Origin of the sequence: Pseudomonas sp. FFUP_PS_473, assembly GCF_002858665.1 — a bacterium.
GTDB lineage: Bacteria > Pseudomonadota > Gammaproteobacteria > Pseudomonadales > Pseudomonadaceae > Aquipseudomonas > Aquipseudomonas defluvii.
In genome coordinates this window covers 75211-98701 of sequence record NZ_PJQQ01000017.1, presented here as the reverse complement: position 1 = coordinate 98701, position 23491 = coordinate 75211, and the positions used below count along the sequence as shown (strand labels likewise).

The following is a 23491-nucleotide window of genomic DNA, read 5'->3' as shown; positions in this document are numbered from 1 at the left end:
TCGACGGGCACATGCCGCATAAGGACCGACGTTTCATGTTGACCATCGCGCTGTCCAAGGGCCGTATTCTTGACGATACCCTGCCGTTGCTGGCAGAGGCGGGCATTGTCCCGACCGAGAATCCGGACAAGAGCCGCAAACTGATCATCCCGACGACCCAGGCCGATGTACGCCTGCTGATCGTGCGGGCCACCGACGTGCCGACGTATGTCGAGCATGGTGCCGCCGATCTGGGTGTGGCCGGCAAGGACGTGTTGATGGAGTACGGTGGTCAGGGCCTTTACGAGCCGCTGGATTTGCAGATTGCCAAGTGCAAGCTGATGACCGCCGGCGCAGTCGGTGCTGCCGAACCCAAAGGCCGTCTGCGGGTGGCGACCAAGTTCGTCAACGTTGCCAAGCGCTACTATGCCGAGCAGGGCCGTCAGGTCGATATCATCAAGCTCTATGGCTCGATGGAGCTGGCGCCTTTGATTGGCCTGGCTGACAAGATCATCGACGTCGTCGATACCGGTAATACCCTGCGGGCAAACGGCCTGGAGCCCCAGGAACTGATCGCGACCATCAGCTCCCGCCTGGTGGTCAACAAAGCGTCCATGAAAATGCAGCATGCGCGTATTCAAAGCCTGATCGATACCCTGCGTCAGGCCGTAGAGTCGCGACACCGCGGTTGATACCTGCGCGCGACCTTCGCTGTCGCGCCCGTCTATCCGCGTCATAGCCAACTTTTTCAGGTGCCCTCGCGGATCGGCTGCTACGTTAAGGGCGCCTGAGCATCCGCCAATTATTGAGGCCCTCGCTATGACCACGTCCACTGCTATTGCCCGACTCAATGCCGCTGACCCGGATTTCGCCCGACATCTGGATCATCTGCTGAGCTGGGAAAGTGTGTCCGACGACACGGTCAATCAGCGCGTGCTGGACATCATCAAGGCCGTGCGCGAGCGCGGTGACGCCGCACTGGTGGAGTTCACCCAGCGTTTTGATGGGGTTGAAGCCACCTCGATGAGCGACCTGATTCTCGGTCGCGAGCGCCTGGAACTGGCCCTGAGCCGAATCACTGTCGCCCAGCGCGAAGCACTGGAAAAGGCTGCTGCGCGGGTTCGCAGCTACCACGAAAAACAGAAGCAGGACTCCTGGACCTACACCGAGGCCGATGGCACCGTGTTGGGTCAGAAAGTCACGCCGTTGGACCGTGCGGGCTTGTACGTACCCGGCGGCAAAGCCTCCTACCCGTCTTCAGTGCTGATGAACGCCATTCCGGCCAAGGTCGCTGGTGTTGCCGAGGTGGTAATGGTCGTGCCGACTCCGCGTGGCGAGGTCAATGAACTGGTACTGGCTGCTGCCTGCATCGCTGGCGTTGATCGCGTCTTCACTATTGGTGGCGCCCAGGCCGTTGCAGCGCTGGCCTATGGTACCGAAAGCGTGCCGCAGGTCGACAAGGTGGTAGGGCCGGGCAACATCTACGTCGCAACCGCCAAGCGCCATGTGTTCGGCCAGGTGGGGATCGACATGATTGCCGGTCCTTCTGAAATCCTGGTGGTGTGTGATGGCCTGACCGATCCGGACTGGATCGCGATGGACCTGTTCTCCCAGGCCGAGCATGACGAAGATGCCCAGGCCATTCTGGTAAGCCCGGACGCGGCCTTCCTTGATCGCGTCGCTGCGAGCATCGACAAGCTGTTGCCGACCATGGACCGTGCCGAGATCATCAAGACCTCGATCAATGGCCGTGGCGCCCTGATCCAGGTGCGCGACATGCAGCAGGCTATCGAGGTGGCCAACCGTATTGCCCCCGAGCACCTGGAGCTGTCGGTTGCCGACCCGCAGGCCTGGCTGCCGCAGATTCGTCACGCCGGGGCCATCTTCATGGGCCGTCACACCAGCGAGGCGCTAGGCGACTACTGCGCCGGGCCGAATCACGTCTTGCCGACTTCCGGCACGGCGCGCTTTTCCTCGCCTCTGGGGGTGTATGACTTCCAGAAGCGTTCCTCGATCATCTTCTGCTCCGAACAAGGCGCTTCCGAACTGGGCAAGACCGCTTCGGTCCTGGCCCGTGGCGAATCGCTCAGTGCTCACGCGCGCAGCGCCGAATACCGCATCATTGCCGACAACGAGGGGAACTGAACATGAGTAAATTCTGGAGCCCCTTCGTCAAGGACCTGGTGCCTTACGTGCCGGGTGAGCAGCCGAAACTGGCCAAACTGGTGAAGCTCAATACCAACGAGAATCCGTATGGGCCCTCGCCGAAAGCCCTTGAGGCCATGCGCGCCGAGTTGAATGACAACCTGCGTCTGTACCCTGACCCGAACAGCGATCTGCTCAAGCAGGCCGTGGCCGAGTACTACGGCGTGCAGGGTAACCAGGTGTTCCTGGGTAACGGTTCCGATGAAGTGCTGGCGCACATCTTCCACGGCCTGTTCCAGCATGACGCGCCGCTGTTGTTCCCGGACATCAGCTACAGCTTCTATCCGGTTTACTGCGGCCTTTACGGTATTCCGTACGAGGCGGTAGCGCTGGATGAGCAGTTCCAGATTCGCGTCGAGGATTATCAACGAGCGAATGCCGGGATCATCTTCCCGAACCCTAATGCGCCAACTGGCTGCCTGCTGGCCCTGGACGCCATTGAGCAGTTGCTCAAGGCCAACCCGGATTCCGTGGTGGTGGTCGACGAGGCTTACATCGACTTCGGTGGGCAGACGGCGATCAGCCTGGTTGACCGTTATCCGAACCTGCTGGTCACCCAGACCCTGTCCAAGTCGCGTTCGCTGGCCGGGTTGCGTGTGGGCCTGGCGGTCGGTCATCCAGACCTGATTGAGGCCCTGGAGCGGATCAAGAACAGCTTCAACTCCTACCCGCTCGACCGTATGGCCATTGTCGGGGCTGCTGCGGCGTTCCAGGACAAGGCTTACTTTGACGAGACCTGCCGCAAGGTCATCGACAGCCGCGAACATTTGGTGGCCGAGCTCACCGCGCGCGGTTTTGAAGTGTTGCCGTCGGCGGCGAACTTTATCTTTGCCCGTCATCCTGAGCAGGATGCTGCCGGCCTGGCTGCCCGTCTGCGTGAACAGGGCGTGATTGTGCGGCACTTCAAGCAAGCGCGTATCGCGCAGTTCCTGCGGATCACCATCGGTACCCCGGAGCAGAATCAGGCGTTGCTCGACGCGTTGAACTGATATCGGTTGGGCCCTCTCGCCGGCCAGGCTGGCTCTTGCGCATGTGTATTGCACTGGAGCTGGTCTGGCCGGCGATTGCATTTGTACCGCAGTCTAACCCCTTTGCTGGAGCCCGATGGATGAACCCTGAACACGCTGCTGCCCGTGACCGCGAAGCGCGTGGAGCGGAACTCGACGAACTGCTGATCGACGCTGAAGCTGACGATGAGCAGGTTCAACAACAGCCCGTGGTATTGCAACGCCCTTGGTTGCTGCTTCTGGGGCTGGTGTTGGTGGCCCTGAACCTGCGCCCGGCGTTGTCGAGCATGGCGCCGGTGCTCGGGCAGGTCTCTGAGAGTCTTGGGCTGAGTGCTTCCCAAGCGGGCCTGCTGACCACCTTGCCCGTGCTGTGCCTGGGCCTGTTTGCACCGTTGGCGCCTGTGCTGGCGCGGCGTTTCGGCAGTGAGCGGGTCGTGCTGGGTGTTCTCTTGTGCCTGGCGGCCGGTATTTTCCTGCGCAGCGTCCTGGGCAGTTTTGGGGTGTTTGTCGGCAGCATACTGGCCGGCGCCAGCATCGGCGTGATCGGCGTTTTGTTGCCGGGTATCGTCAAGCGTGATTTTGCCAAGCATGCCGGTACGCTCACCGGCGTCTACACCATGGCCCTGTGCCTCGGCGCTGCAGTTGCCGCTGGCGCCACCGTGCCGCTTGGTCGTTACTTTGATGACAGCTGGTCGATGGGGCTGGGTTTCTGGTTGCTGCCAGCGGTCGTTGCGGCGCTGTTCTGGCTGCCTCAGGCACGTCAGGGCCATGCGGCGCATAGCGTCGCCTACCGGGTGCGCGGTGTGTGGCGTGATCCGCTGGCCTGGCAGGTGACCTTGTACATGGGGCTGCAGTCGTCGTTGGCCTACATCGTCTTCGGTTGGCTGCCTTCGGTGCTGATCGGGCGCGGCCTCAGCCCGACCGAGGCAGGCCTGGTGTTGTCCGGTTCGGTCATTGTTCAACTGCTCAGCTCGTTGACTGCACCTTGGCTGGCCACCCGGGGCAAGGATCAGCGCTTGGCCATTGTGTTGGCCATGCTGATGACGTTGGCCGGGTTGTTCGGTTGTCTTTATGCGCCGCTGAACGGCCTCTGGGGCTGGGCGGTGGTCTTGGGCTTGGGGCAGGGCGGAGCGTTTGCGCTGGCATTGACCCTGATCGTGCTGCGCTCCCGGGATGCCCATGTCGCGGCCAACCTGTCGAGCATGGCGCAAGGGGTGGGTTACACCCTGGCGTCCCTTGGGCCTTTCGCCGTGGGTGTGGTGCATGACCTGACGGGCGGGTGGAAGGCTGTGGGGTGGATTTTCGCGGTGCTCGGTGTCAGCGCCATAGTCTTCGGCCTCAAGGCCGGGCGCGCCCTGTATGTGAACGCGACCAGCGAGCGGGTCTGATCCGCGCTGGCGGTCAGCGATTGATTTCAGGTGGTGCGCGCTATTCGCCGTGCAAATGTCCGTAGCTTTTCGGCCTCGGCCCGGACTATCGTTCCAGACTCTCTTCTCGGTAATGGATCTGCCCATGAGCGATGCCCACAGTGCCCTGATCACCCGCTTCTATCAGGCCTTTCAGCGGCTGGATGCCGAGGCCATGGTGGCCTGCTACAGCGACGATGTGCTTTTCAGTGACCCGGCCTTCGGCATTTTGCAGGGCAAGGATGCGGGTGATATGTGGCGCATGCTGACGACTCGCGCCAAGGATTTCTCCCTGACGTTCGACAATGTGCGCGCCGATGAGCGCAGCGGTGGCGCGCACTGGGTGGCCACCTACCTGTTCAACCAGACCGGCCGGGTCGTGATCAACGACATACAGGCGCGCTTCGTGTTTCGCGACGGCAAGATCTGTGAGCATCATGACAGTTTCGAAATGTGGCAATGGGCGCGCCAGGCGTTAGGCATGAAAGGTTTGCTGCTGGGGTGGACGCCATGGCTGCAGGGTAAGGTGAGGGCGCAGGCGTTGAAGGGCTTGCGGACGTTTCAGGCTGCCCGCTGAGGCGGTAAGCTGTGAGCCTTGTCGTCTTCTTTACGAATATGCCGTGACCGATAGCCTCTGTGAACTCACCAGCAAACCTTGGTACGTCTACCTGGTGCGCGCCGCCAACGGCTCACTGTACTGCGGTATCAGTGATAACCCGCAACGACGTTTCGAGGCTCATCAGAAGGGGCGGGGCGCTCGCTATTTCAGCACCAGCCCGGCGGTCGCGCTGGTGTATGTAGAGGTGTGGCCGGACAAGGCTGAAGCCCTGCGCCAGGAGCGGCTGGTGAAGAAGCTGCGCAAAAGTGCCAAGGAGGCGTTGGTCGCCTCCTATCTCGCGGTCAGTCCTTGCGACGCTTGAGCTGATCGGTCAGCTGTGTCGGCAAGCCTTTGATGATCAGTGTTCCGGCTTCCTCGTCATATTCGATCTTCGAGCCAAGCAAGTGCGCTTCAAAGCTGATCGACAAGCCTTCGGCTCGACCGGTGAAGCGGCGGAACTGATTCAAGGTGCGCTTGTCGGCAGGAATTTCCGGCGACAGGCCATAGTCCTTGTTGCGGATGTGGTCGTAGAAGGCCTTTGGGCGGTCCTCATCGATCAGGCTGGAGAGTTCTTCCAGGGTTACCGGCTCACCGGCTTTGGTCTGGCTGGTGGCGTAATCGACCAGGGTCTGGGTTTTCTCTCGGGCGGCTTCCTCGGGCAGGTCTTCGCTTTCGACGAAGTCACTGAAGGCCTTGAGCAGGGTGCGGGTTTCGCCGGGGCCGTCCACGCCTTCCTGACAGCCAATGAAATCGCGGAAGTACTCCGAGACTTTCTTGCCGTTCTTGCCCTTGATGAAGGAAATGTACTGTTTCGAGTTCTGGTTGTTTTGCCACTCGGAAATGTTGATGCGTGCAGCCAGGTGAAGCTGACCCAGGTCCAGATGGCGCGACGGGGTGACGTCGAGCTCGGCGTTAACCGCCACGCCTTCACTGTGGTGCAGCAGGGCGATGGCCAGGTAATCGGTCATGCCTTGCTGGTAGTGGGCAAACAGCACGTGGCCACCCACCGAGAGGTTGGACTCTTCCATCAGCTTCTGCAGGTGTTCGACGGCGACACGGCTGAAGGCGGTGAAGGTCGTACCGTTGTCCAGGTACTCCTTGAGCCAGCCACTGAACGGGTGCGCCCCGGATTCGGCATGGAAGAAACCCCAGGCCTTGCCCTGTTTGGCGTTGTAGCTGTCGTTGAGGTCGGCCAGCAGGTTTTCGATGGCGGTCGACTCGCTCAGTTCAGAGTCGCGGGCATGCAGCACGGCTGGGCTGCCATCGGGCTTTTTGTCGATCAGGTGGACGATGCAATGACGGATCGGCATGGGATTCTCGGCTGAAAAAGGGCAGGGCGCTGCCATATTGCAAAGTCGCCCAGTGTAACCCAGACCTGGGGCTGCGCCGTGTCTGGATGTATTGTGAAATGGCCTTTGTTCATTTTTTGTTCGATTTTTTGCGTTTTTTGGCGCAAACCCCCGAAAAACCTGAACATTTGCCTTGCTTGAGGCGGATATTTATTCGCCTCTGTGGTAGCTTTGCCCCCGTCTTGCGCCCCCCTATGTGGCGCATCGCTGGCAGACCGCTCGTGTCACATCGAACCAAACGTCATTTTGCGTATCTACATACGCGATTGGTGTGGCTGTAACACCGAGCCGCCGGGCATTTGCAGGCCTGGCCCGATAGCTGACGCGGCACTCTGCAAACCAACTGAATTTGATAGGGAAGGAACACCACCATGGCATTGACCAAAGACCAACTGATCGCCGATATCGCTGAAGCTATCGACGCGCCAAAAACCACCGCGCGTAACGCTCTGGAGCAACTGGGCCAGATCGTTGCTGATCAACTGGAAAATGGCAGCGAAATCACTCTGCCAGGTATTGGCAAACTGAAAATCACCGAGCGTCCTGCCCGTACCGGCCGTAACCCATCGACTGGCGCTGCCATCGAAATCGCGGCCAAGAAAGTTGTCAAGTTCGTTCCAGCCAAAGTGCTGACCGACGCTGTCAACAAGTAAGTCGTAAGCTGTTCCTGAAGCCGCGCCTGATGTTTGTCTGGCGCGGCTTTTTCATGCCTGCCGTTCGGCCCAGCGTTGCTGGCGCCATTGTTGCCGGGCGGCTGCGTCCTTGAAGGTCCAGGCCACCAGACGGCTTTGCTTCTGTCCTTGCCCCATCTCGACGACGCGATGCTCGAGAGCGCCCGCCTTGTTCAGGGCCGCCTGAATGCCAGGCAGGTTGGAGGCTTTGGAGACCAGGCTGGTGAACCACAGCACCTGTTGACCCATCGCCGCGCTTTCGGTCACCAGTTGGCTGACGAAACGTATCTCGCCACCCTCGCACCACAGTTCATTGTTTTGCCCGCCAAAGTTGAGCACAGGCAGTTTGCGCTTGGGGTCGGCCTTGCCCAGCGCCCGCCATTTGCGCTGGCTGCCACGGGTGGCTTCGTCGCGCGAGGCATGGAAGGGCGGGTTGCACAGGGTCAGGTCAAAGCGGTCTTCAGCGCTGAGCAGGCCGAGCAGGATGTGTTTGCGGTTGCTCTGCAGGCGAAGGCCAATGGCCTTGCCCAGCCCATTGGCCTGGACGATGGCCTTGGCCGAGGCCAGTGCGACGGTATCGATGTCCGAGCCTACGAAGCGCCAGCGGTAATCGCTATAGCCGAGCAGCGGGTAGATGCAGTTGGCGCCCACACCGATGTCCAGCGCCTGGATTTTCGCCCCGCGAGGAATTTCGCCGGCGTTGTCGTCGGCCAACAGGTCGGCCAGTGCGTGCAGGTAGTCGGCGCGTCCGGGGATGGGCGGGCACAGGTAGTCTGCCGGTATGTCCCAGTGCTGGATGCCGTACTGGGCCTTGAGCAGGGCCCGGTTGAAAACCCTTACGGCCTCGGGGTCGGCAAAATCAATGCTGGGTTTGCCGTACGGGTTCGTGATCAGGAAACGGCCCAGTTCCGGGCTGCTTTTGATCAGTTGGGGAAAGTCATAGCGGCCCTGATGGCGATTGCGCGGGTGCAGGGTCGGTTTGTTGGGTGTGCTCATGAGGGTGTCCTGTGGAACGCATCGCGGGCAAGCTCGCTCCCACACGGTTGGTTGTCAACCTGTAGAAGCGGGCTTGCCCGCGATGGCATTACGGCGGCGTACTAGCGGTTACAGGCTGGCAATCCGCGCATGCTGCTCGGTGAAGTTGGCCAAGGCCTGCTCGGCTTCAGCCAGCTTGGCGCGTTCCTTGTCGATGACGGCAGGTGGTGCCTTGTCAACGAACGCTGCGTTGGACAGCTTGCCGCCCACGCGCTGGACTTCGCCTTGCAGGCGCTGGATTTCCTTGTTCAGGCGCGCCAGCTCGGCATCCTTGTCGATCAGGCCTGCCATAGGAACCAGTACCTGCAGATCGCCTACCAGTGCGGTAGCGCTCAGTGGTGCCTCGTCCTGCTCGCCCAGCACGGTGAAGGATTCGATCTTCGCCAGCTTCTTCAGCAGCGCTTCGTTTTCCTGCAGGCGGCGCTGGTCTTCGCTGCTGGCGTTCTTCAGGAACAGTTGCAGTGGTTTGCCCGGGCCGATGTTCATTTCGCCACGGATGTTACGCACGCCGAGCATCAGTTCCTTCAGCCACTCGATGTCGCCTTCGGCAGCCGTATCGATGCGGCTGTCGTTGGCCACTGGCCAAGGCTGCAGCATGATCGTCTTGCCTTCAGCACCAACCAGCGGCGCCAGGCGCTGCCAGATTTCCTCGGTGATGAATGGCATGAATGGGTGAGCCAGGCGCAGCGCGACTTCCAGTACCCGTACCAGGGTGCGACGGGTGCCGCGCGCGCGTTCGACAGGCGCGTTTTCGTCCCACAGCACAGGCTTGGACAACTCCAGGTACCAGTCGCAGTACTGGTTCCAGATGAACTCGTACAGCGCTTGAGCTGCCAGGTCGAAACGGAACTGCTCCAACTGACGGGTCACTTCGGCTTCGGTGCGCTGCAGCTGCGAGATGATCCAGCGATCAGCCAGTGACAGTTCGTAGGCTTCGCCGTTCTGGCCGCAGTCTTCGCCCTTGTCCAGCACGTAGCGGGCGGCGTTCCAGATCTTGTTGCAGAAGTTGCGGTAGCCTTCGACGCGGCCCATGTCGAACTTGATGTCGCGGCCAGTGGACGCCAGCGAGCAGAAGGTAAAGCGCAGGGCATCGGTGCCGTAGCTGGCAATACCTTCCGGGAACTCGGCACGGGTCTGCTTGGCGATCTTCTCGGCCAGTTTTGGCTGCATCATGCCGCTGGTGCGTTTTTCCAGCAGGGCATCGAGGGTGATGCCGTCGACGATGTCCAGCGGGTCAAGGACGTTGCCCTTGGACTTGGACATCTTCTGGCCCTGGCCATCGCGCACCAGGCCGTGGACGTAAACGGTCTTGAACGGTACCTGCGGGGTGCCATCCTCGTTCTTCACCAGGTGCATGGTCAGCATGATCATCCGGGCAACCCAGAAGAAAATGATGTCGAAACCGGTGACCAGCACGTCGGTGGAGTGGAACTTCTTCAGGAATTCGGTCTGCTCTGGCCAGCCGAGGGTCGAGAAGGTCCACAGGCCCGAGCTGAACCAGGTGTCGAGTACGTCGTTGTCCTGGTTCAGGACAACCTCGGCGCCCAGGTTGTGCTTGCTGCGCACTTCCTCTTCGCTGCGCCCGACATAGACCTTGCCGGCTTCGTCGTACCAGGCTGGAATGCGGTGGCCCCACCACAGCTGGCGGCTGATACACCAGTCCTGAATGTCACGCATCCAGGAGAAGTACATGTTTTCGTACTGCTTCGGTACGAACTGGATACGGCCATCTTCGACGGCGGCAATGGCCGGCTCGGCCAGGGGCTTGGTCGACACGTACCACTGGTCGGTCAGCCACGGCTCGATGACGGTGCCGGAGCGGTCGCCCTTCGGTACTTTCAGGGCGTGGTCGTCAACGCTGACCAGCAGGCCTGCGGCTTCAAAATCGGCGACGATCTGCTTGCGCGCGACGAAACGGTCGAGGTTGGCGTAGCGGGCAGGCAGGGTGGCATCGATGGATTCGTTGACGCTGCCGTCGAGGTTGAATACCTGGGCTGCCGGCAGCACCATGGCGTTCTTGTCGAAGATGTTCAGCAGTGGCAGGTTGTGACGCTTGCCGACTTCATAGTCGTTGAAGTCGTGGGCCGGGGTGATCTTCACACAGCCGGTGCCGAATTCCGGGTCGCAGTAGTCATCGGCGATGATCGGAATGCGGCGGCCAACCAGTGGCAGCTCGACGAACTTGCCGATCAGGGCCTGGTAGCGCTCATCGTTCGGGTTAACGGCTACGGCGGCGTCGCCCAGCATGGTTTCCGGACGGGTAGTGGCAACGACCAGGTAATCCTTGCCTTCAGCGGTTTTCGCGCCGTCGGCCAGCGGGTAGCGCAGGTTCCACAGGTGGCCTTTCTCGTCGTGGTTTTCCACTTCAAGGTCGGAGATCGCGGTGTGCAGCTTGGTGTCCCAGTTGACCAGGCGCTTGCCGCGGTAGATCAGGCCGTCTTCGTGCAGGCGCACGAAGGCTTCCTTGACCGCTTCGGACAGGCCGTCGTCCATGGTGAAGCGCTCGCGGCTCCAGTCTACCGAGGAGCCCAGGCGGCGGATCTGGCGGCTGATGTTGCCACCGGACTGGTCTTTCCATTCCCAGACCTTTTCCAGGAACTTTTCCCGGCCCAGGTCGTGGCGGCTCTGGCCCTTGGCTTCCAGTTGACGCTCCACCAGCATCTGCGTAGCGATACCGGCATGGTCGGTGCCTGGCTGCCACAGGGTGTCGCGGCCCTGCATGCGGCGGAAACGGATCAGGGCGTCCATGATCGCGTTGTTGAAGCCGTGACCCATGTGCAGGCTGCCGGTGACATTCGGCGGCGGAATCATGATGGTGTACGGCTCGCCCGCACCTTGCGGGGCGAAGTAATTCTCGGACTCCCAGGTCTGGTACCAGGAAGTTTCAATAGCGTGCGGCTGGTAGGTCTTATCCATGCGCGGCGGGACCCTATGGCGTTTATTCGGGAAAGCCGAGAAGTATAACGGGGAATAGGCGCTGGGGCGTAGCCTGAGGTGATGGCAGGAGGCAGAAAACGTCGTTTCACCCATTGCGGGCACGACCGGTATGGCGATCGCAGAGCAATGCGGGCCAACGGCCCGCGGATTTACTCTGGCAACTGGTTCAGCAAACGCTCGAGACGCGCATCCAGCCGACGCTTGATCTCGGTTTCGATGTGCGGAGCGAAGTCATCGATCACGTCCTGCATGATCAGCTGTGCGGCAGCACGCAACTCAACGTCCAGGTGCAGGAGGGTATCCTGTCGCCTGGCCTGAGGGTCAGGTGCTTCCTGTGCCGGTGGCTGAGCGCTTGGCACTTCAGCTTCAAGCGTTGGCACAACCGGTTCGATGGCCTCTTCAAGCAGCAGTGGAATCTGCTCGTTGTGGTCCACGGTTTCGGTCAGCAAGGGTGGTTGCAGGGTATCGTCGCCGAGCAGTTGGCGGATCGACTCAAGGTCATCCAGCAAGTGCGCGGACTTGGAGTGGGGCGTGGGTTTGTCCATCGTCGTCAGAGTCGCTGTAAGCGGTGATCTTGCAGAGCATAGCCCTGTTGTCGGTAGAAACGGAAACTCTCCCGTGTCGCCTGGCGAATCGCGGGGTCTTCGACCACGATTTCAGCGATGCGGGCAAAACGGTCAGCGAAGCCTGGCACCTTCAGGTCGAGGTTGATCAGCAGGTCCTGATGGCTGCCGGGCGTGTCGCCCAGGCCCAATACCACAGTGGCCTCGGGGTCGTCTTCGGCATTGCTGTGCGGTACGAATGCCTCGCCCTTGAAGCGCCAGAGCAGTTCATCCAGTTCGTCGCGCTGGGTGATGTCACTGCAGTTGAGGTAGACCTGGTGGCCGAGGCGCCAGGCTTTCTCGCACAATTTGCAGGCGAACACCAGCCGCGCCGAAAGGGCCGGGCTTGGGAGGATGTAGAAATCGACTTGGCTCATGGTGTGCAGTGCCCGCCGGCTGCGCGTAAGCGGCGCAGCCGGGCAGGGCGGCCTCAGCCGTTGGCGCGATCGAGCAGGTACTGGGTCAGCAATGGAACCGGGCGACCTGTAGCGCCCTTGTCCTTGCCGCCACTGATCCAGGCGGTACCGGCGATATCCAGGTGCGCCCACTCATAGGCCTTGGCAAAGCGCGACAGGAAGCAGCCCGCCGTGATGGTGCCGGCCTTTGGTCCGCCAATGTTGGCGATGTCGGCGAACGGGCTGTCGAGCTGTTCCTGGTACTCGTCGAACAGTGGCAACTGCCAGGCACGGTCGTCGGCGCGTTTGCCTGCTTCGAGCAGTTGCGCGACCAAGGCGTCATTGTTGCCCATCAGGCCCGAGGTATGGCTACCCAGGGCAACGATGCAGGCGCCGGTCAGGGTGGCGATATCGATCACTGCCTGCGGCTTGAAACGCTCGGCGTAGGTCAGGGTGTCGCACAGCACCAGGCGGCCTTCGGCGTCGGTGTTGAGGATCTCGACGGTTTGCCCGCTCATGGTCGTGACAATGTCGCCTGGACGGGTGGCGCCGCCGCTTGGCATGTTCTCGGCGCAGGCCAGCAGGCAGACCAGGTTGATGGGCAGTTGCAGTTCGAGTACGGCATGCAGGGTGCCGAAGACGCTGGCAGCACCGCACATGTCGTACTTCATTTCATCCATGCCGGCGCCAGGCTTGAGGCTGATACCACCGGTGTCGAAGGTGATGCCCTTGCCCACCAGCACGAACGGCTTCTCGCTTTTCTTGCCGCCCTGGTAGTTGAGCACGATCAGTCGCGGTGGCTGGTCGCTGCCCTGGCCCACGGCGACAAAGGCCCCCATGCCCAGTTCCTTGAGCTTCTTCTCGTCGTGGATTTCGACCTTGAGGTTCTTGTGAGCCTTGCCCAGTGCCTTGGCTTCGTCCGCCAGAAAGCTTGGGTGGCACAGGTTGGGTGGCAGGTTGCCAAGGTCACGGGTGTAGCTCATGCCGCTGGCAATCGCACTGGCGTGCTTGACCGCGCGCTCGGTCTCGGCCTGGGTGGCCTTGTCGGTGAGCAGGGTGATTTTCTTCAGCGCCCGAGGCTCGGCTTTCTTGCTCTTGAAGCGGTCGAAGACATATTCGCCGTCGAGCAGGGTTTCGGCCAGCAGGCGGGTTTTTTCGTAAGGGGCATCACGGCCAGTGACCGCTACATCGTCCAGCGCCAGCACGGCATCGCTGCCGCCCAGGCCCTTGAGCACGTTCAGTACGCTGGAAACGACTTTGCGCCAGCTGCGATCACCCAGTTCGGCGTCTTTGCCGGTGCCGACCAGCAACAGGCGCTCGGCCTTCAGGCCAGGCAGGCTTTGCAGCAGCAGCGTCTGGCCCACCTTGCCGGCCAGGTCGCCGCGCTTGAGCAGTGCGCTCAGGGCGCCGTCGGTCGCGTCGTCGATGCCTTTGGCGGTGGTGCCGAGTTTGCGGCCTTCACCGACAGCCAGTACCAGGGTTGCGGTCTTCAACGATGCTGCGGCTACACTTTTTACAACCAATTCCATGTCAGGGTCCCCAATGATCGGTCTGTGCGCTGTCTGTGCAGGCGCTTGGAGCGGCCTGGCGGCGCATCTGCGTGCCAGTGATAAAGCCGCCAGTTTGAGCCTGCTGCGCCCAGCCTGACAACCCCGAGATGACGCTTTGCGTACGCCAAGTGACAGGCACGGCCAATCACAGGATAATGCGCCAACTTTTTTGCCGGTTTCACGTCTGCAGCGTGCATCCGGTGCGACTGCTACGTTTCCCTTGTTCGGCTGTTTGAGCCTGACAACCCAGGAGTGTCTGGTTTGATCGTCTTTCGTTATCTGTCTCGCGAGGTCATGCTGACCTTGAGTGCCGTCAGCGCCGTGCTGCTGGTTATCATCATGAGCGGGCGCTTCATCAAGTACCTGGCTCAGGCCGCACAGGGCCTGCTCGACCCGAGCGTATTGTTCATGATCATGGGGTTCCGCTTGCCGGGTTTCCTGCAACTGATCCTGCCGCTGGGCCTGTTTCTGGGCATTTTGCTGGCATACGGCCGGCTCTACCTGGAAAGCGAGATGACCGTGCTCGCCGCCACCGGGATGAGCCAGCAGCGCCTGCTGGCGATGACCATGGCTCCGGCCTTGCTGGTGGCCTTGCTGGTGGCCTGGTTGAGCCTGGGCCTTGCGCCTCAGGGCGTTGCGCGGGTGGCACAGATCATCAATGAACAGGACGCCTTGACCGAGTTCGACACCTTGGTTCCGGGACGCTTCCAGACCCTGCGTGACGGTTCACGTGTTACCTATAGCGAGCAGCTATCCGATAACCGTGAGAATCTGGGCGGGGTGTTCATTTCCGAGAAACGCGTCTCCCAGGACAAGAGCAAGGACCGCGGTCCTTCTGTGCTGGTGGCCGAGAAGGGGCGTCAGGAAGTGCAGGCGGATGGCAATCGTTACCTGATCCTGGAAAACGGCTACCGCTATGACGGTAATCCGGGGCAGGCCGATTACCGCATCATCAAGTACGACACCTACGGGGTGCTGTTGCCCAAGCCGGAAGTCAGCGAGGAAGTGACTGATCGGGAAGCAATCCCGACGTCGACGTTGCTGGGTGCCAAGACCCTGCGCGAGCGCTCCGAGTTGCAATGGCGGATTTCGTTGCCATTGCTGGTGTTTGTCGTGACCGTGCTGGCCGTGCCGCTGTCGCGCGTCAATCCGCGGCAAGGACGTTTCCTCAAGCTGCTGCCGGCGATTCTTTTGTATATGGCGTATCTGACAATGTTGATCGCTGCGCGTGGTGCCCTGGAAAAAGGCAAGCTGCCGATCGCCTTGGGGCTTTGGTGGGTGCATGGCTTGTTCCTGCTCATCGGCCTTGGGTTGATGTACTGGGAGCCGTTGAAGCTCAAGCGTGCTGCCCGCCGTGCGGAGGTGGCCCGTGGTTAAACTCGACCGTTACATCGGCAAGAGTGTGTTCCTGGCAATTATTGCCGTACTGGGGATCATTCTCGGCCTGGCCTCGCTGTTTGCCTACATTGATGAAATGAGCGACATCAGCAACACCTATACCCTGATGGATGCGGCTAGTTTTGTGCTGTTGACCGCGCCGCGTCGGCTCTACGACATGCTGCCGATGGCAGCACTGATCGGTTGCCTGATCGGTCTCGGCAGCTTGGCCAGCAGCAGTGAGCTGACCATCATGCGCGCGGCTGGCGTGTCTATTGGCCGTATCGTCTGGGCAGTCATGAAGCCGATGCTGGTGCTGATGCTGGTCGGCGTGCTGATTGGTGAGTACCTGGCCCCGGTCACCGAAAACAAGGCCCAGGCCGAGCGCTCCCTGGCGCAGGGCGGTGGTGAGGCGCAGTCTTCCAAGCGCGGTATGTGGCATCGTCAGGGTGATGAGTTTGTCCACATCAACAGCGTTCAGCCCAACGGCCTTTTGTATGGCGTAACGCGCTACCGCTTCGACAGCGAGCGCCGCATGCTGACGTCCAGCTTTGCGCGCAAGGCCCAGTATCAGAACGATCACTGGTTGCTCAGTGGCGTCACCACCACGCACTTCCGCGGCGACAGCACTGAAGTGCTCAAGAGCCCCGAGGAGCGTTGGGATGTGGCGGTTACCCCTGAGTTGTTGAATACGGTGGTCGTTGCCCCGGACTCGCTCTCTATTTCCGGGTTGTGGGACTACATTCACTACCTGTCCGACCAGGGCTTGAACAACGCTCGCTACTGGTTGGCGTTCTGGACCAAGGTGATGCAGCCGATTGTGACGGCGGCGCTGGTGCTCATGGCGGTGTCGTTCATCTTTGGCCCGTTGCGTTCGGTGACCTTGGGGCAGCGGGTGTTTACCGGCGTGCTGGTGGGGTTCGCCTTCCGGATTGCCCAGGACCTGCTGGGGCCATCCAGCCAGGTGTTCGGTTTCCCGCCATTGCTGGCGGTGCTGATTCCGGCAGGCATCTGCACGTTGACAGGCGTATGGCTGTTGCGCAGGGCTGGTTAAGTCAAACGCGTATGAAAAAGCCGACCCTAGGGTCGGCTTTTTCATGGGCGACTGATCAGGTTTTCAGCGCTCAGGCTTTTTCCTTGCCCTTCTTGGGGATGCGCACCAGCTGACTGTCGGAATACATGTCATGCCAGCTGCGCTTTTGTTTGTCGATCAATACCCAGAAGAAACCCAGGCCCAGGCACAGCCAGGAGGCGATGGAGACAACAAAGCGCAACAGTGCCTGCCACAGGCCGATGGCGCTGCCATCAGCATTTTGTACGCGAATCCCCCAGACCTGCATCCCCAAGGTCTGTCCACCGTGGGTCCAGAATTTGGCGAAGAAGCCAAACAGCATGAACACCAGAATGGTCGACAGCAGCGGGTCGGTGTCCAGGGCGCCAGCATCGGTCAGTTCGCGCATCCGCGCTTCACCGATGAAGGCCATCATGATCATCTTGTAGACCAGGGTGGTGACCATTAGCAGCGCTGTACACAGCAGGAAATCGTAGAACATTGCCGCAAGGCGACGTCCCAGGCCGACGGCTGGGAAATCGCCCTGAGGCTTCAACAGGTGCTTGGGCATACAAGAAGCCCTCCTTGCGCAAAACGCCCATTCTACGGAATAACAGGCACAAAAAAGCCCCTGCTGTTGCCAGCAGGGGCTTTTTATCGGGAAATCAATTTTCCGCGATAACTTCGTCAGCCTGCATGCCTTTTTGGCCCTGCACGGCGATGAAGGTAACTTTCTGGCCTTCTTTCAGGCTCTTGAAGCCGTTGCCCTGAATAGCGCGGAAGTGTACGAACAGATCCGGACCGCTTTCTGGAGTGATGAAACCAAAACCTTTTTCGTCGTTAAACCACTTGACGGTACCGCTCTGACGAGTCGACATAGCTTATTTCCTTTGGAACTTAGAATTAGTAACAGCTTCTTTCAAATGAAAGAGTACTGGGCTGGGTTGCAGGAAAGTAAGAGACGTCGAACGGGTTGTAGCAAATCTCAGAGCTACTGCCCAGGTCACGAACCATAGCGACCCATGCAAACACAGTGAACAGACAATACGCTAACTTTGAAGACAAAAACAAGCCCTGAAAAGCGCCGGATTTTGACCTTTTTAGCCGCTGCTTGGGCGATTTTTTCTGGCGCATTCCAAGCGGTTTTTCGGCTGTGTTCAGATGTTGTGAAACGCGTTCGGTTACGAAAATCTCGAACGCGTTTCGTCACGCTTCTGGGCGGGTATCAGCCGCGGTAGTAGCGTTGGGCAACAAAAGGCATCTTGCTGACTTTCATCGCTACGCGTTTGCCACGCACGATGGCCCACACAGGGGTATCCAGAGCGGCATGGGCAGTGTCCAGGTAGCCCATGGCTACAGGGGCGCTCAGGCTCGGGCCGAACCCACCGCTGCAGACACGGCCAATGACGCTGCCGGCTTCATCGACGATCTCGGCGTCCTCGCGGACAGGTGTGCGCTCTTGGGGCAGCAGGCCGACCCGCTTGCGTGCAACACCGTCTTGCTGCTGAGCGAAGATCCGCTCGGCACCCGGGAAGCCGCCCGCACGCGCGCCATCGGCACGGCGTACTTTGGAGATGGCCCAGAGCAGGCTGGCCTCGATGGGGGTGGTTTGCGCGTTCATGTCGTGGCCATACAGGCACAGGCCGGCTTCCAGGCGCAGTGAGTCGCGCGCACCCAGGCCGATCGGCGCCACTTCCGGCTCAGCCAGCAGGCGACGTGCCAGGGCGTCGGCATTGGCCGCCGGTACGGAAATTTCAAAGCCGTCTTCACCGGTATAGCCGGATCGGCTGACGTAGCAGTCCACACCCAGCAACTGCACGCTGGTGAACTGCATGAAGGTCATGCCCGCGACTTCGGGAGCCAGACGCTCGAGTACCTTGACTGCCGCCGGGCCCTGCAGGGCCAGCAGGGCGCGTTCCTCAAACAGGGGCTGGATTTCGCACTGGTTGCCGATGTGCTGGCGCAGGTGCGCCAGGTCCTGCTCCTTGCAGGCCGCATTGACCACCAGGAACAAGGTGTCGTTGCCCAGGTTGGCGACCATCAGGTCGTCGAGGATACCGCCCTGTTCGTTGGTGAACATGGCGTAGCGCTGCATGCCTACCGGCAAGTCGATGATGTCCACCGGCACAAGGCTTTCCAGTGCCTTGGCGGCTTCACTGCCCGTCAGGCGGATCTGGCCCATGTGCGAGACATCGAACAACCCGGCCTGTTCACGGCTGTGCAGGTGCTCTTTCATCACCCCCATTGGGTACTGCACGGGCATGTCGTAGCCAGCGAAGGGCACCATGCGTGCGCCCAGTTCCAGGTGCAGGGCATGCAGTGGGGTGGTGTGCAGTGTTTCGGTGGACATTGATGACTCCTTGGGACTTGAGAAGGGGTGTCAGCATTCGATGATGTTGACGGCCAGACCGCCGCGGGCGGTCTCCTTGTATTTGCTTTTCATGTCGGCGCCGGTCTGGCGCATGGTACGGATAACTTTGTCGAGCGAGACGAAATGCTGCCCGTCGCCACGCAAGGCCATGCGTACCGCATTGATCGCCTTGACCGAGCCCATGGCATTGCGTTCGATGCACGGCACCTGAACCAGCCCGCCGATGGGGTCACAGGTCAGGCCGAGGTTGTGTTCCATGCCGATTTCGGCGGCGTTCTCGACTTGCTGCACACTGCCGCCCATCACTTCGCAGAGGGCACCGGCGGCCATCGAGCAGGCCACACCGACCTCGCCCTGGCAGCCGACTTCGGCGCCGGAGATCGACGCGTTTTCCTTGTAGAGAATGCCAATGGCTGCGGCGGTGAGCAGAAACCGCACAACGCCGTCTTCGTTAGCACCCGGGATAAAGCGCATGTAGTAGTGCAGCACTGCCGGAACGATGCCGGCGGCACCGTTGGTCGGTGCGGTAACCACGCGTCCGCCAAAGGCGTTTTCCTCGTTGACCGCCAGTGCATAGAGGTTGACCCAGTCGAGCACCGAGAGCGCATCACGCAGGTTCGCTTCCGGGTGCTGGCACAATTGGCGGTACAGCGCGGCGGCCCGGCGCTTGACCTTGAGCCCACCCGGCAGGATGCCTTCATTGCGACAGCCAGCGGCCACGCAGTCCTGCATCACCTGCCAGATTCGCAGCAGGCCGCTGCGGGTTTCGCTTTCCGGGCGCCAGGCGGCCTCGTTGGCCAGCATGACCTGGCTGATCGAGAGGTTCTGTGTGGTGCAATGGCTGAGCAGTTCCTTGGCAGTCTTGAACGGCAATGGCAGCACCGTGCGGTCCTCGACGATGCGGTCGGCCCCGGCTGCATCATCATCCACGACAAAGCCGCCACCGACCGAGTAGTACTCGCGGCTGCGAATTTGCAACCCGGCAGCGTCGAAGGCGCGAAAGATCATGCCGTTGGGATGGTAAGGCAGCGGTTTGCGAATCATCGCCAGGTGCTGCTTTTCAATGAACGCGATGCTGTGTTCACCCAGCAGTTTCAGCTGTCCGCTGCTGCGGATGGCCTGCAAGCGAGCAGGAATGGTTTCGGTATCGACGCTGTCGGGATGCTCGCCTTCCAGGCCGAGCAAAACCGCCTTGTCGCTGCCGTGGCCCTTGCCGGTGGCGCCGAGCGAGCCGTGCAGTTCGACTTTGACGCTGGCGGTGGCGCCCAGCAGGTGATCGCGGCGTAACCCTTCGGCGAAGCGCGCAGCGGCACGCATCGGGCCGACGGTGTGGGAACTGGAGGGGCCGATGCCAATCTTGAACAGGTCGAAGACGCTTAGTGACATGGTCGTGCCCTCAGGGGTGGGACGGTTGCAGGAGCCGGTTGTGCCGGCTCCTGCCGTTCAGGCATCAGGCGTCCTGATAGCTCTCGATCGACGGGCAAGCGCAGACCAGGTTACGGTCGCCGAACACGTTGTCGACCCGGCCAACCGGCGGCCAGTACTTGGCTTCGATCAGCGTTGGCAGTGGGTACACCGCCTGTTCGCGGCTGTAGCCATGTGCCCATTCACCCACCAGTTCGGCCGCTGTGTGTGGCGCGTTCTTCAGCGGGTTGTCGTCCTTGTCCAGGCTGCCATTTTCTACCGCGCGGATCTCTTCTCGGATGCAGATCATCGCGTTGCAGAAGCGGTCCAGTTCTTCCTTGGACTCACTCTCGGTAGGCTCGATCATCAACGTGCCGGCTACCGGGAAGGACATGGTCGGTGCGTGGAAGCCGAAGTCGATCAGGCGCTTGGCCACATCGTCAACGCTGATACCGCTGCTGTCCTTGAGTGGGCGCAGGTCGAGGATGCATTCATGGGCAACCAGGCCATTGCTGCCGGTGTACAACACAGGATAGTGCTCTTCCAGGCGACGGGCGATGTAGTTGGCGTTGAGGATCGCCATTTGCGAGGCGCGTTTGAGGCCGGCGCCGCCCATCATGCGAATGTACATCCAGGTGATCGGCAGAATGCTCGCGCTGCCGAACGGTGCGGCACAGACCGCGCCTTCCTTGCGCGCCATGTGCCCGTGGCCTGGCAGGAACGGTGCCAGGTGGGCCTTGACGCCAATCGGACCAACGCCCGGGCCGCCACCGCCGTGCGGGATGCAGAAGGTCTTGTGCAGGTTCAGGTGCGACACGTCGCCACCGAACTTGCCAGGGGCGCACAGGCCGACCATCGCGTTCATGTTGGCGCCGTCGATGTACACCTGGCCGCCGTTGTCATGAATGATTGCACAGATCTCGCCAATGGCTTCCTCGAACACGCCGTGGGTCGACGGGTAAGTGATCATCAGCGCGGCGAGGTGTTCGCGGTGCTCGATGGCCTTGGCGCGCAGGTCGTCGATATCGACGTTGCCGCGGGCGTCACAGGCAGTGACGACCACGCGCATACCGGCCATGTGCGCAGTGGCTGGGTTGGTACCGTGGGCCGACGACGGGATCAGGCAGATGTCACGACGATCGTCGCCACGGCTCTGGTGGTAGGCGCGAATGGCCAACAGGCCAGCGTACTCGCCCTGAGAGCCGGCGTTAGGCTGCAGCGATACTGCGTCGTAACCGGTGGCAGCGCAGAGCATGGCCTCCAGCTCGTCGGTCAGTTGCTGGTAACCCTGGCTTTGTTCGGCCGGGGCAAAGGGATGCAGGTTGCCGAACTCTGCCCAGGTGATCGGAATCATTTCGCTGGCAGCGTTGAGCTTCATGGTGCAGGAGCCCAGCGGAATCATGGTGCGGTCCAGCGCCAGGTCCTTGTCGGCCAGCTTGCGCAGGTAACGCATCAGCTCGGTTTCGCTGTGGTAGCGGTTGAACACCGGGTGCTCGAGGATCGCTGACTGGCGCAGCAGTGCTGTTGGCAGGCGCGATTCGACGCGGGCTGCCAGTGCGGCGAAGTCTGGCAGTGCCTGGCCGTTGGCAAACAGCGCCCAGAGTGTTTCAACATCGGCCTGACGGCTGGTTTCATCCAGCGACAGGCCCAGGCGCTGGGCGTCGATCTGGCGCAGGTTCAGCTGTTGGGCGCGGGCGCGCTCATGCAGCGCAGCGGTGTTGCTGCCGGTGGCCAGGGTGAGGGTGTCGAAGAAGCTCTGTGGCTCGACGGTGACACCCAGTGCCTGCAAGCCGGCAGCGAGGATGGCGGTCAACTGGTGGGTGCGCTCGGCGATCTGCTTCAGGCCTTGTGGGCCATGATAGACCGCGTACATGCTGGCGATGTTGGCCAGCAGTACCTGAGCGGTGCAGATGTTGCTGGTGGCCTTCTCGCGGCGAATGTGCTGCTCGCGGGTTTGCATGGCCAGGCGCAGTGCGGTCTTGCCGAAGCGATCGATGGACACACCGACCAAGCGGCCTGGCATGTCGCGCTTGAAGGCGTCGCGGGTGGAGAAGTAGGCGGCGTGCGGGCCGCCGAAGCCCAGCGGAACACCAAAGCGCTGGGCGCTGCCGATGGCCACGTCGGCACCGAATTCGCCTGGTGGCGTCAGCAGGGTCAGGGCCAGCAGGTCAGCGGCAACCGCGACCAGGGCATTGGCGGCGTGGAAGCGTTCGGTCAGCTCGCGGTAGTCGAAGACCTCACCGTTGCTGGCCGGGTACTGCAGCAGAGCGCCGAAGAACGCGCTGACGTCGCTCAGCTCGCGCTCGTCGCCAACCACCACGTCGATACCCAGCGGTTCGGCGCGGGTGCGCAGTACGTCGAGGGTCTGTGGGTGGCAATGCACGGAGGCGAAGAAGGCATGGCTGCCTTTGTTCTTGCTCAGGCGCTTGCAGAAGGTCATGGCTTCGGCAGCAGCGGTGGCTTCATCGAGCAACGAGGCGTTGGCAATCGGCAGGCCGGTCAGGTCGCTGATCAGGGTCTGGAAGTTCAGCAGGGCTTCCAGGCGGCCTTGGGAAATTTCGGGTTGGTACGGGGTGTAGGCGGTGTACCAGGCCGGGTTTTCCAGCAGGTTGCGCAGGATCGGCGCAGGGGTATGGCAGTTGTAGTAGCCCTGGCCAATGAAGGTCTTGAACAGTTGGTTCTTGCTGGCGATGGCCTTGAGTGCCGCCAGTGCGTCTGCTTCGCTCTGGCCTGCGCCAGCATCGAGCACGCTGGTGCCCTTGATGCTGTCGGGAATCACGCTGGCGCTCATGGCGTCCAGCGAATCAAAGCCCAGGGTGGCAAGCATGCTCTGCTCGTCGCTCTGGCGTGGGCCGATGTGCCGGGCGATGAATTCGTTGGCAGTGCCGAGGTTGATAGTCATGGCGGCTCCTCAGGCGTCGGCGCTGGCTTTGATCAGGCGGTCGTAGGCGTCCTGGTCGAGCAGTTGCCCGACGGCGCTGGCATCGGCCGGGATGAAGCGGAAGAACCAGCCTGCGCCCAGTGGGTCTTCGTTGACCAGCTCAGGGCTGTCTTCCAGGCCGTCGTTGACGGCAACGACTTCGCCGTCGAGTGGCATGTAGACACCACTGGCGGCCTTGACCGACTCGACGGTAGACGCTTCGGCGCCTTTTTCGTAGTGCTGCAGTTCCGGCAGTTGCACATAGACCACATCGCCCAGCGCGTTCTGGGCGAACGCGGTGATGCCAACCGTGACGCTGCCGTCAGCTTCGACACGCAGCCATTCGTGATCTTCGGTAAAACGCAACTCGCTCATGGGAATTCCTCGGGGGACGCGGTGACGGGCCGGTTACGCAACCAGGCCTAGGACTGGTAACTCCTTAGCAATTTTGTGGCCACTTCTATAATTTTCTTTTAAATCAATGACTTATGATTTTTCATGAATGCGAGATGACACGGCTGTAACGAAATCGCTACAGTCGGGGTGCGAGAAAAAAGCTCAAAGGGATCAAAACCTTGCGGTGTAGCGCAAAAACCGTGCTGTATCGAAATCGTTACGCCGTAGCGTTTTCAGT

Annotated in this window: 21 protein-coding genes; 9 read left to right on the top strand and 12 right to left on the bottom strand. The window is 61.2% G+C overall.

Features of this window, described 5'->3' with window-relative positions:
- The first annotated feature begins 35 nt into the window (after positions 1-35).
- The 6 genes from hisG to CYD26_RS13835 all read left to right on the top strand — a co-directional run bounded on the left by hisG (position 36) and on the right by CYD26_RS13835 (position 5517).
- A complete protein-coding gene (hisG, locus tag CYD26_RS13860) occupies positions 36-671 on the top strand; it encodes an ATP phosphoribosyltransferase (protein ID WP_065760919.1) in 636 nt (211 codons plus the stop codon).
- A gap of 127 nt (positions 672-798) precedes the next feature.
- On the top strand, positions 799-2124 hold the full coding sequence (gene hisD / locus CYD26_RS13855) for a histidinol dehydrogenase (protein ID WP_065760918.1): 1326 nt from the start codon (positions 799-801) through the stop codon (positions 2122-2124).
- Positions 2125-2126: 2 nt separating this feature from the next.
- On the top strand, positions 2127-3173 hold the full coding sequence (gene hisC, locus CYD26_RS13850) for a histidinol-phosphate transaminase (protein ID WP_065760917.1): 1047 nt from the start codon (positions 2127-2129) through the stop codon (positions 3171-3173).
- A gap of 119 nt (positions 3174-3292) precedes the next feature.
- Positions 3293-4579 (top strand): MFS transporter, encoded by a 1287-nt coding sequence (locus CYD26_RS13845; protein WP_099773642.1) that lies wholly within the window; start codon positions 3293-3295, stop codon positions 4577-4579.
- Positions 4580-4703: 124 nt separating this feature from the next.
- Positions 4704-5174: a nuclear transport factor 2 family protein gene (locus CYD26_RS13840; protein WP_065760915.1), complete on the top strand. Its 471-nt coding sequence runs from the start codon at positions 4704-4706 to the stop codon at positions 5172-5174.
- A 43-nt stretch (positions 5175-5217) separates the two neighbouring features.
- Positions 5218-5517, top strand: a complete 300-nt coding sequence (locus tag CYD26_RS13835) for a GIY-YIG nuclease family protein (protein WP_099773643.1) — start codon at positions 5218-5220, stop codon at positions 5515-5517.
- Here the strand turns inward: CYD26_RS13835 and yejK are convergent.
- Positions 5498-6505 (bottom strand): nucleoid-associated protein YejK, encoded by a 1008-nt coding sequence (gene yejK / locus CYD26_RS13830; protein WP_065760913.1) that lies wholly within the window; start codon positions 6503-6505, stop codon positions 5498-5500. The genes CYD26_RS13835 and yejK overlap by 20 nt on opposite strands.
- A gap of 410 nt (positions 6506-6915) precedes the next feature.
- Here yejK and CYD26_RS13825 point away from each other — a divergent pair, with 410 nt between their 5' ends.
- Positions 6916-7197, top strand: coding sequence for an HU family DNA-binding protein (locus tag CYD26_RS13825; protein WP_009398256.1), 282 nt, complete (start codon positions 6916-6918; stop codon positions 7195-7197).
- 51 nt (positions 7198-7248) lie between these two features.
- On the opposite strand, the gene rlmF is transcribed toward CYD26_RS13825, so the two are convergent.
- The 5 genes from rlmF to CYD26_RS13800 all read right to left on the bottom strand — a co-directional run bounded on the left by rlmF (position 7249) and on the right by CYD26_RS13800 (position 13713).
- Complete coding sequence (gene rlmF, locus CYD26_RS13820) at positions 7249-8211, bottom strand: 23S rRNA (adenine(1618)-N(6))-methyltransferase RlmF (protein ID WP_099773644.1); 963 nt, start codon at positions 8209-8211, stop codon at positions 7249-7251.
- Between the two features lie 108 nt (positions 8212-8319).
- Positions 8320-11166, bottom strand: a complete 2847-nt coding sequence (locus CYD26_RS13815) for a valine--tRNA ligase (RefSeq protein WP_065760911.1) — start codon at positions 11164-11166, stop codon at positions 8320-8322.
- A gap of 170 nt (positions 11167-11336) precedes the next feature.
- The gene (locus tag CYD26_RS13810; RefSeq protein ID WP_065760910.1) at positions 11337-11732 is read right to left on the bottom strand and encodes a DNA polymerase III subunit chi; all 396 of its coding nucleotides are present in this window, start codon (positions 11730-11732) and stop codon (positions 11337-11339) included.
- Positions 11733-11737: 5 nt separating this feature from the next.
- Positions 11738-12166 (bottom strand): DNA polymerase III subunit chi, encoded by a 429-nt coding sequence (locus CYD26_RS13805; RefSeq protein WP_102052850.1) that lies wholly within the window; start codon positions 12164-12166, stop codon positions 11738-11740.
- 53 nt (positions 12167-12219) lie between these two features.
- A complete protein-coding gene (locus tag CYD26_RS13800; protein WP_099773647.1) occupies positions 12220-13713 on the bottom strand; it encodes a leucyl aminopeptidase in 1494 nt (497 codons plus the stop codon).
- Positions 13714-13995: 282 nt separating this feature from the next.
- On the opposite strand from CYD26_RS13800, the gene lptF reads away from it, so the two are divergent.
- Both lptF and lptG read left to right on the top strand, forming a co-directional pair.
- Positions 13996-15111 carry an LPS export ABC transporter permease LptF gene (gene lptF / locus CYD26_RS13795; RefSeq protein ID WP_099773648.1) on the top strand — a complete coding sequence of 372 codons (1116 nt, stop codon included), beginning with the start codon at positions 13996-13998 and terminating at the stop codon, positions 15109-15111.
- Positions 15104-16165, top strand: coding sequence for an LPS export ABC transporter permease LptG (lptG, locus tag CYD26_RS13790; protein ID WP_102052849.1), 1062 nt, complete (start codon positions 15104-15106; stop codon positions 16163-16165). Before lptF ends, lptG begins: the two co-directional genes overlap by 8 nt.
- A gap of 70 nt (positions 16166-16235) precedes the next feature.
- Here the strand turns inward: lptG and CYD26_RS13785 are convergent, their stop codons facing one another.
- The 6 genes from CYD26_RS13785 to gcvH form a co-directional block, all read right to left on the bottom strand.
- Entirely contained in the window at positions 16236-16733 is a 498-nt protein-coding gene (locus tag CYD26_RS13785; protein ID WP_065760171.1) for an RDD family protein, read from the bottom strand.
- Between the two features lie 94 nt (positions 16734-16827).
- Positions 16828-17040 (bottom strand): cold-shock protein, encoded by a 213-nt coding sequence (locus CYD26_RS13780; protein WP_065760170.1) that lies wholly within the window; start codon positions 17038-17040, stop codon positions 16828-16830.
- A 347-nt stretch (positions 17041-17387) separates the two neighbouring features.
- Complete coding sequence (gene gcvT, locus CYD26_RS13775; RefSeq protein ID WP_065760169.1) at positions 17388-18512, bottom strand: glycine cleavage system aminomethyltransferase GcvT; 1125 nt, start codon at positions 18510-18512, stop codon at positions 17388-17390.
- A 30-nt stretch (positions 18513-18542) separates the two neighbouring features.
- Positions 18543-19919, bottom strand: coding sequence for an L-serine ammonia-lyase (locus CYD26_RS13770; RefSeq protein ID WP_102052848.1), 1377 nt, complete (start codon positions 19917-19919; stop codon positions 18543-18545).
- 64 nt (positions 19920-19983) lie between these two features.
- Positions 19984-22839 carry an aminomethyl-transferring glycine dehydrogenase gene (gcvP, locus tag CYD26_RS13765; RefSeq protein ID WP_065760167.1) on the bottom strand — a complete coding sequence of 952 codons (2856 nt, stop codon included), beginning with the start codon at positions 22837-22839 and terminating at the stop codon, positions 19984-19986.
- A 9-nt stretch (positions 22840-22848) separates the two neighbouring features.
- Entirely contained in the window at positions 22849-23232 is a 384-nt protein-coding gene (gene gcvH / locus CYD26_RS13760) for a glycine cleavage system protein GcvH (protein WP_102052847.1), read from the bottom strand.
- Between the last annotated feature and the right edge of the window lie 259 nt (positions 23233-23491).

Bases quoted from the DNA above. Each gene is read 5' to 3' on its own strand.
- CYD26_RS13810 (WP_065760910.1), bottom strand. From the start codon at position 11,732: ATGGACAAACCCACGCCCCACTCCAAGTCCGCGCACTTGCTGGATGAC.
- CYD26_RS13815 (WP_065760911.1), bottom strand. From the start codon at position 11,166: ATGGATAAGACCTACCAGCCGCACGCTATTGAAACTTCCTGGTACCAG.
- CYD26_RS13845 (WP_099773642.1), top strand. From the start codon at position 3,293: ATGAACCCTGAACACGCTGCTGCCCGTGACCGCGAAGCGCGTGGAGCG.
- gcvP (WP_065760167.1), bottom strand. From the start codon at position 22,839: ATGACTATCAACCTCGGCACTGCCAACGAATTCATCGCCCGGCACATC.
- hisG (WP_065760919.1), top strand. From the start codon at position 36: ATGTTGACCATCGCGCTGTCCAAGGGCCGTATTCTTGACGATACCCTG.
- gcvT (WP_065760169.1), bottom strand. From the start codon at position 18,512: ATGTCCACCGAAACACTGCACACCACCCCACTGCATGCCCTGCACCTG.
- CYD26_RS13825 (WP_009398256.1), top strand. From the start codon at position 6,916: ATGGCATTGACCAAAGACCAACTGATCGCCGATATCGCTGAAGCTATC.
- CYD26_RS13780 (WP_065760170.1), bottom strand. From the start codon at position 17,040: ATGTCGACTCGTCAGAGCGGTACCGTCAAGTGGTTTAACGACGAAAAA.
- CYD26_RS13805 (WP_102052850.1), bottom strand. From the start codon at position 12,166: ATGAGCCAAGTCGATTTCTACATCCTCCCAAGCCCGGCCCTTTCGGCG.
- hisD (WP_065760918.1), top strand. From the start codon at position 799: ATGACCACGTCCACTGCTATTGCCCGACTCAATGCCGCTGACCCGGAT.
- CYD26_RS13840 (WP_065760915.1), top strand. From the start codon at position 4,704: ATGAGCGATGCCCACAGTGCCCTGATCACCCGCTTCTATCAGGCCTTT.
- CYD26_RS13800 (WP_099773647.1), bottom strand. From the start codon at position 13,713: ATGGAATTGGTTGTAAAAAGTGTAGCCGCAGCATCGTTGAAGACCGCA.
- CYD26_RS13770 (WP_102052848.1), bottom strand. From the start codon at position 19,919: ATGTCACTAAGCGTCTTCGACCTGTTCAAGATTGGCATCGGCCCCTCC.
- hisC (WP_065760917.1), top strand. From the start codon at position 2,127: ATGAGTAAATTCTGGAGCCCCTTCGTCAAGGACCTGGTGCCTTACGTG.
- yejK (WP_065760913.1), bottom strand. From the start codon at position 6,505: ATGCCGATCCGTCATTGCATCGTCCACCTGATCGACAAAAAGCCCGAT.
- gcvH (WP_102052847.1), bottom strand. From the start codon at position 23,232: ATGAGCGAGTTGCGTTTTACCGAAGATCACGAATGGCTGCGTGTCGAA.
- CYD26_RS13785 (WP_065760171.1), bottom strand. From the start codon at position 16,733: ATGCCCAAGCACCTGTTGAAGCCTCAGGGCGATTTCCCAGCCGTCGGC.
- rlmF (WP_099773644.1), bottom strand. From the start codon at position 8,211: ATGAGCACACCCAACAAACCGACCCTGCACCCGCGCAATCGCCATCAG.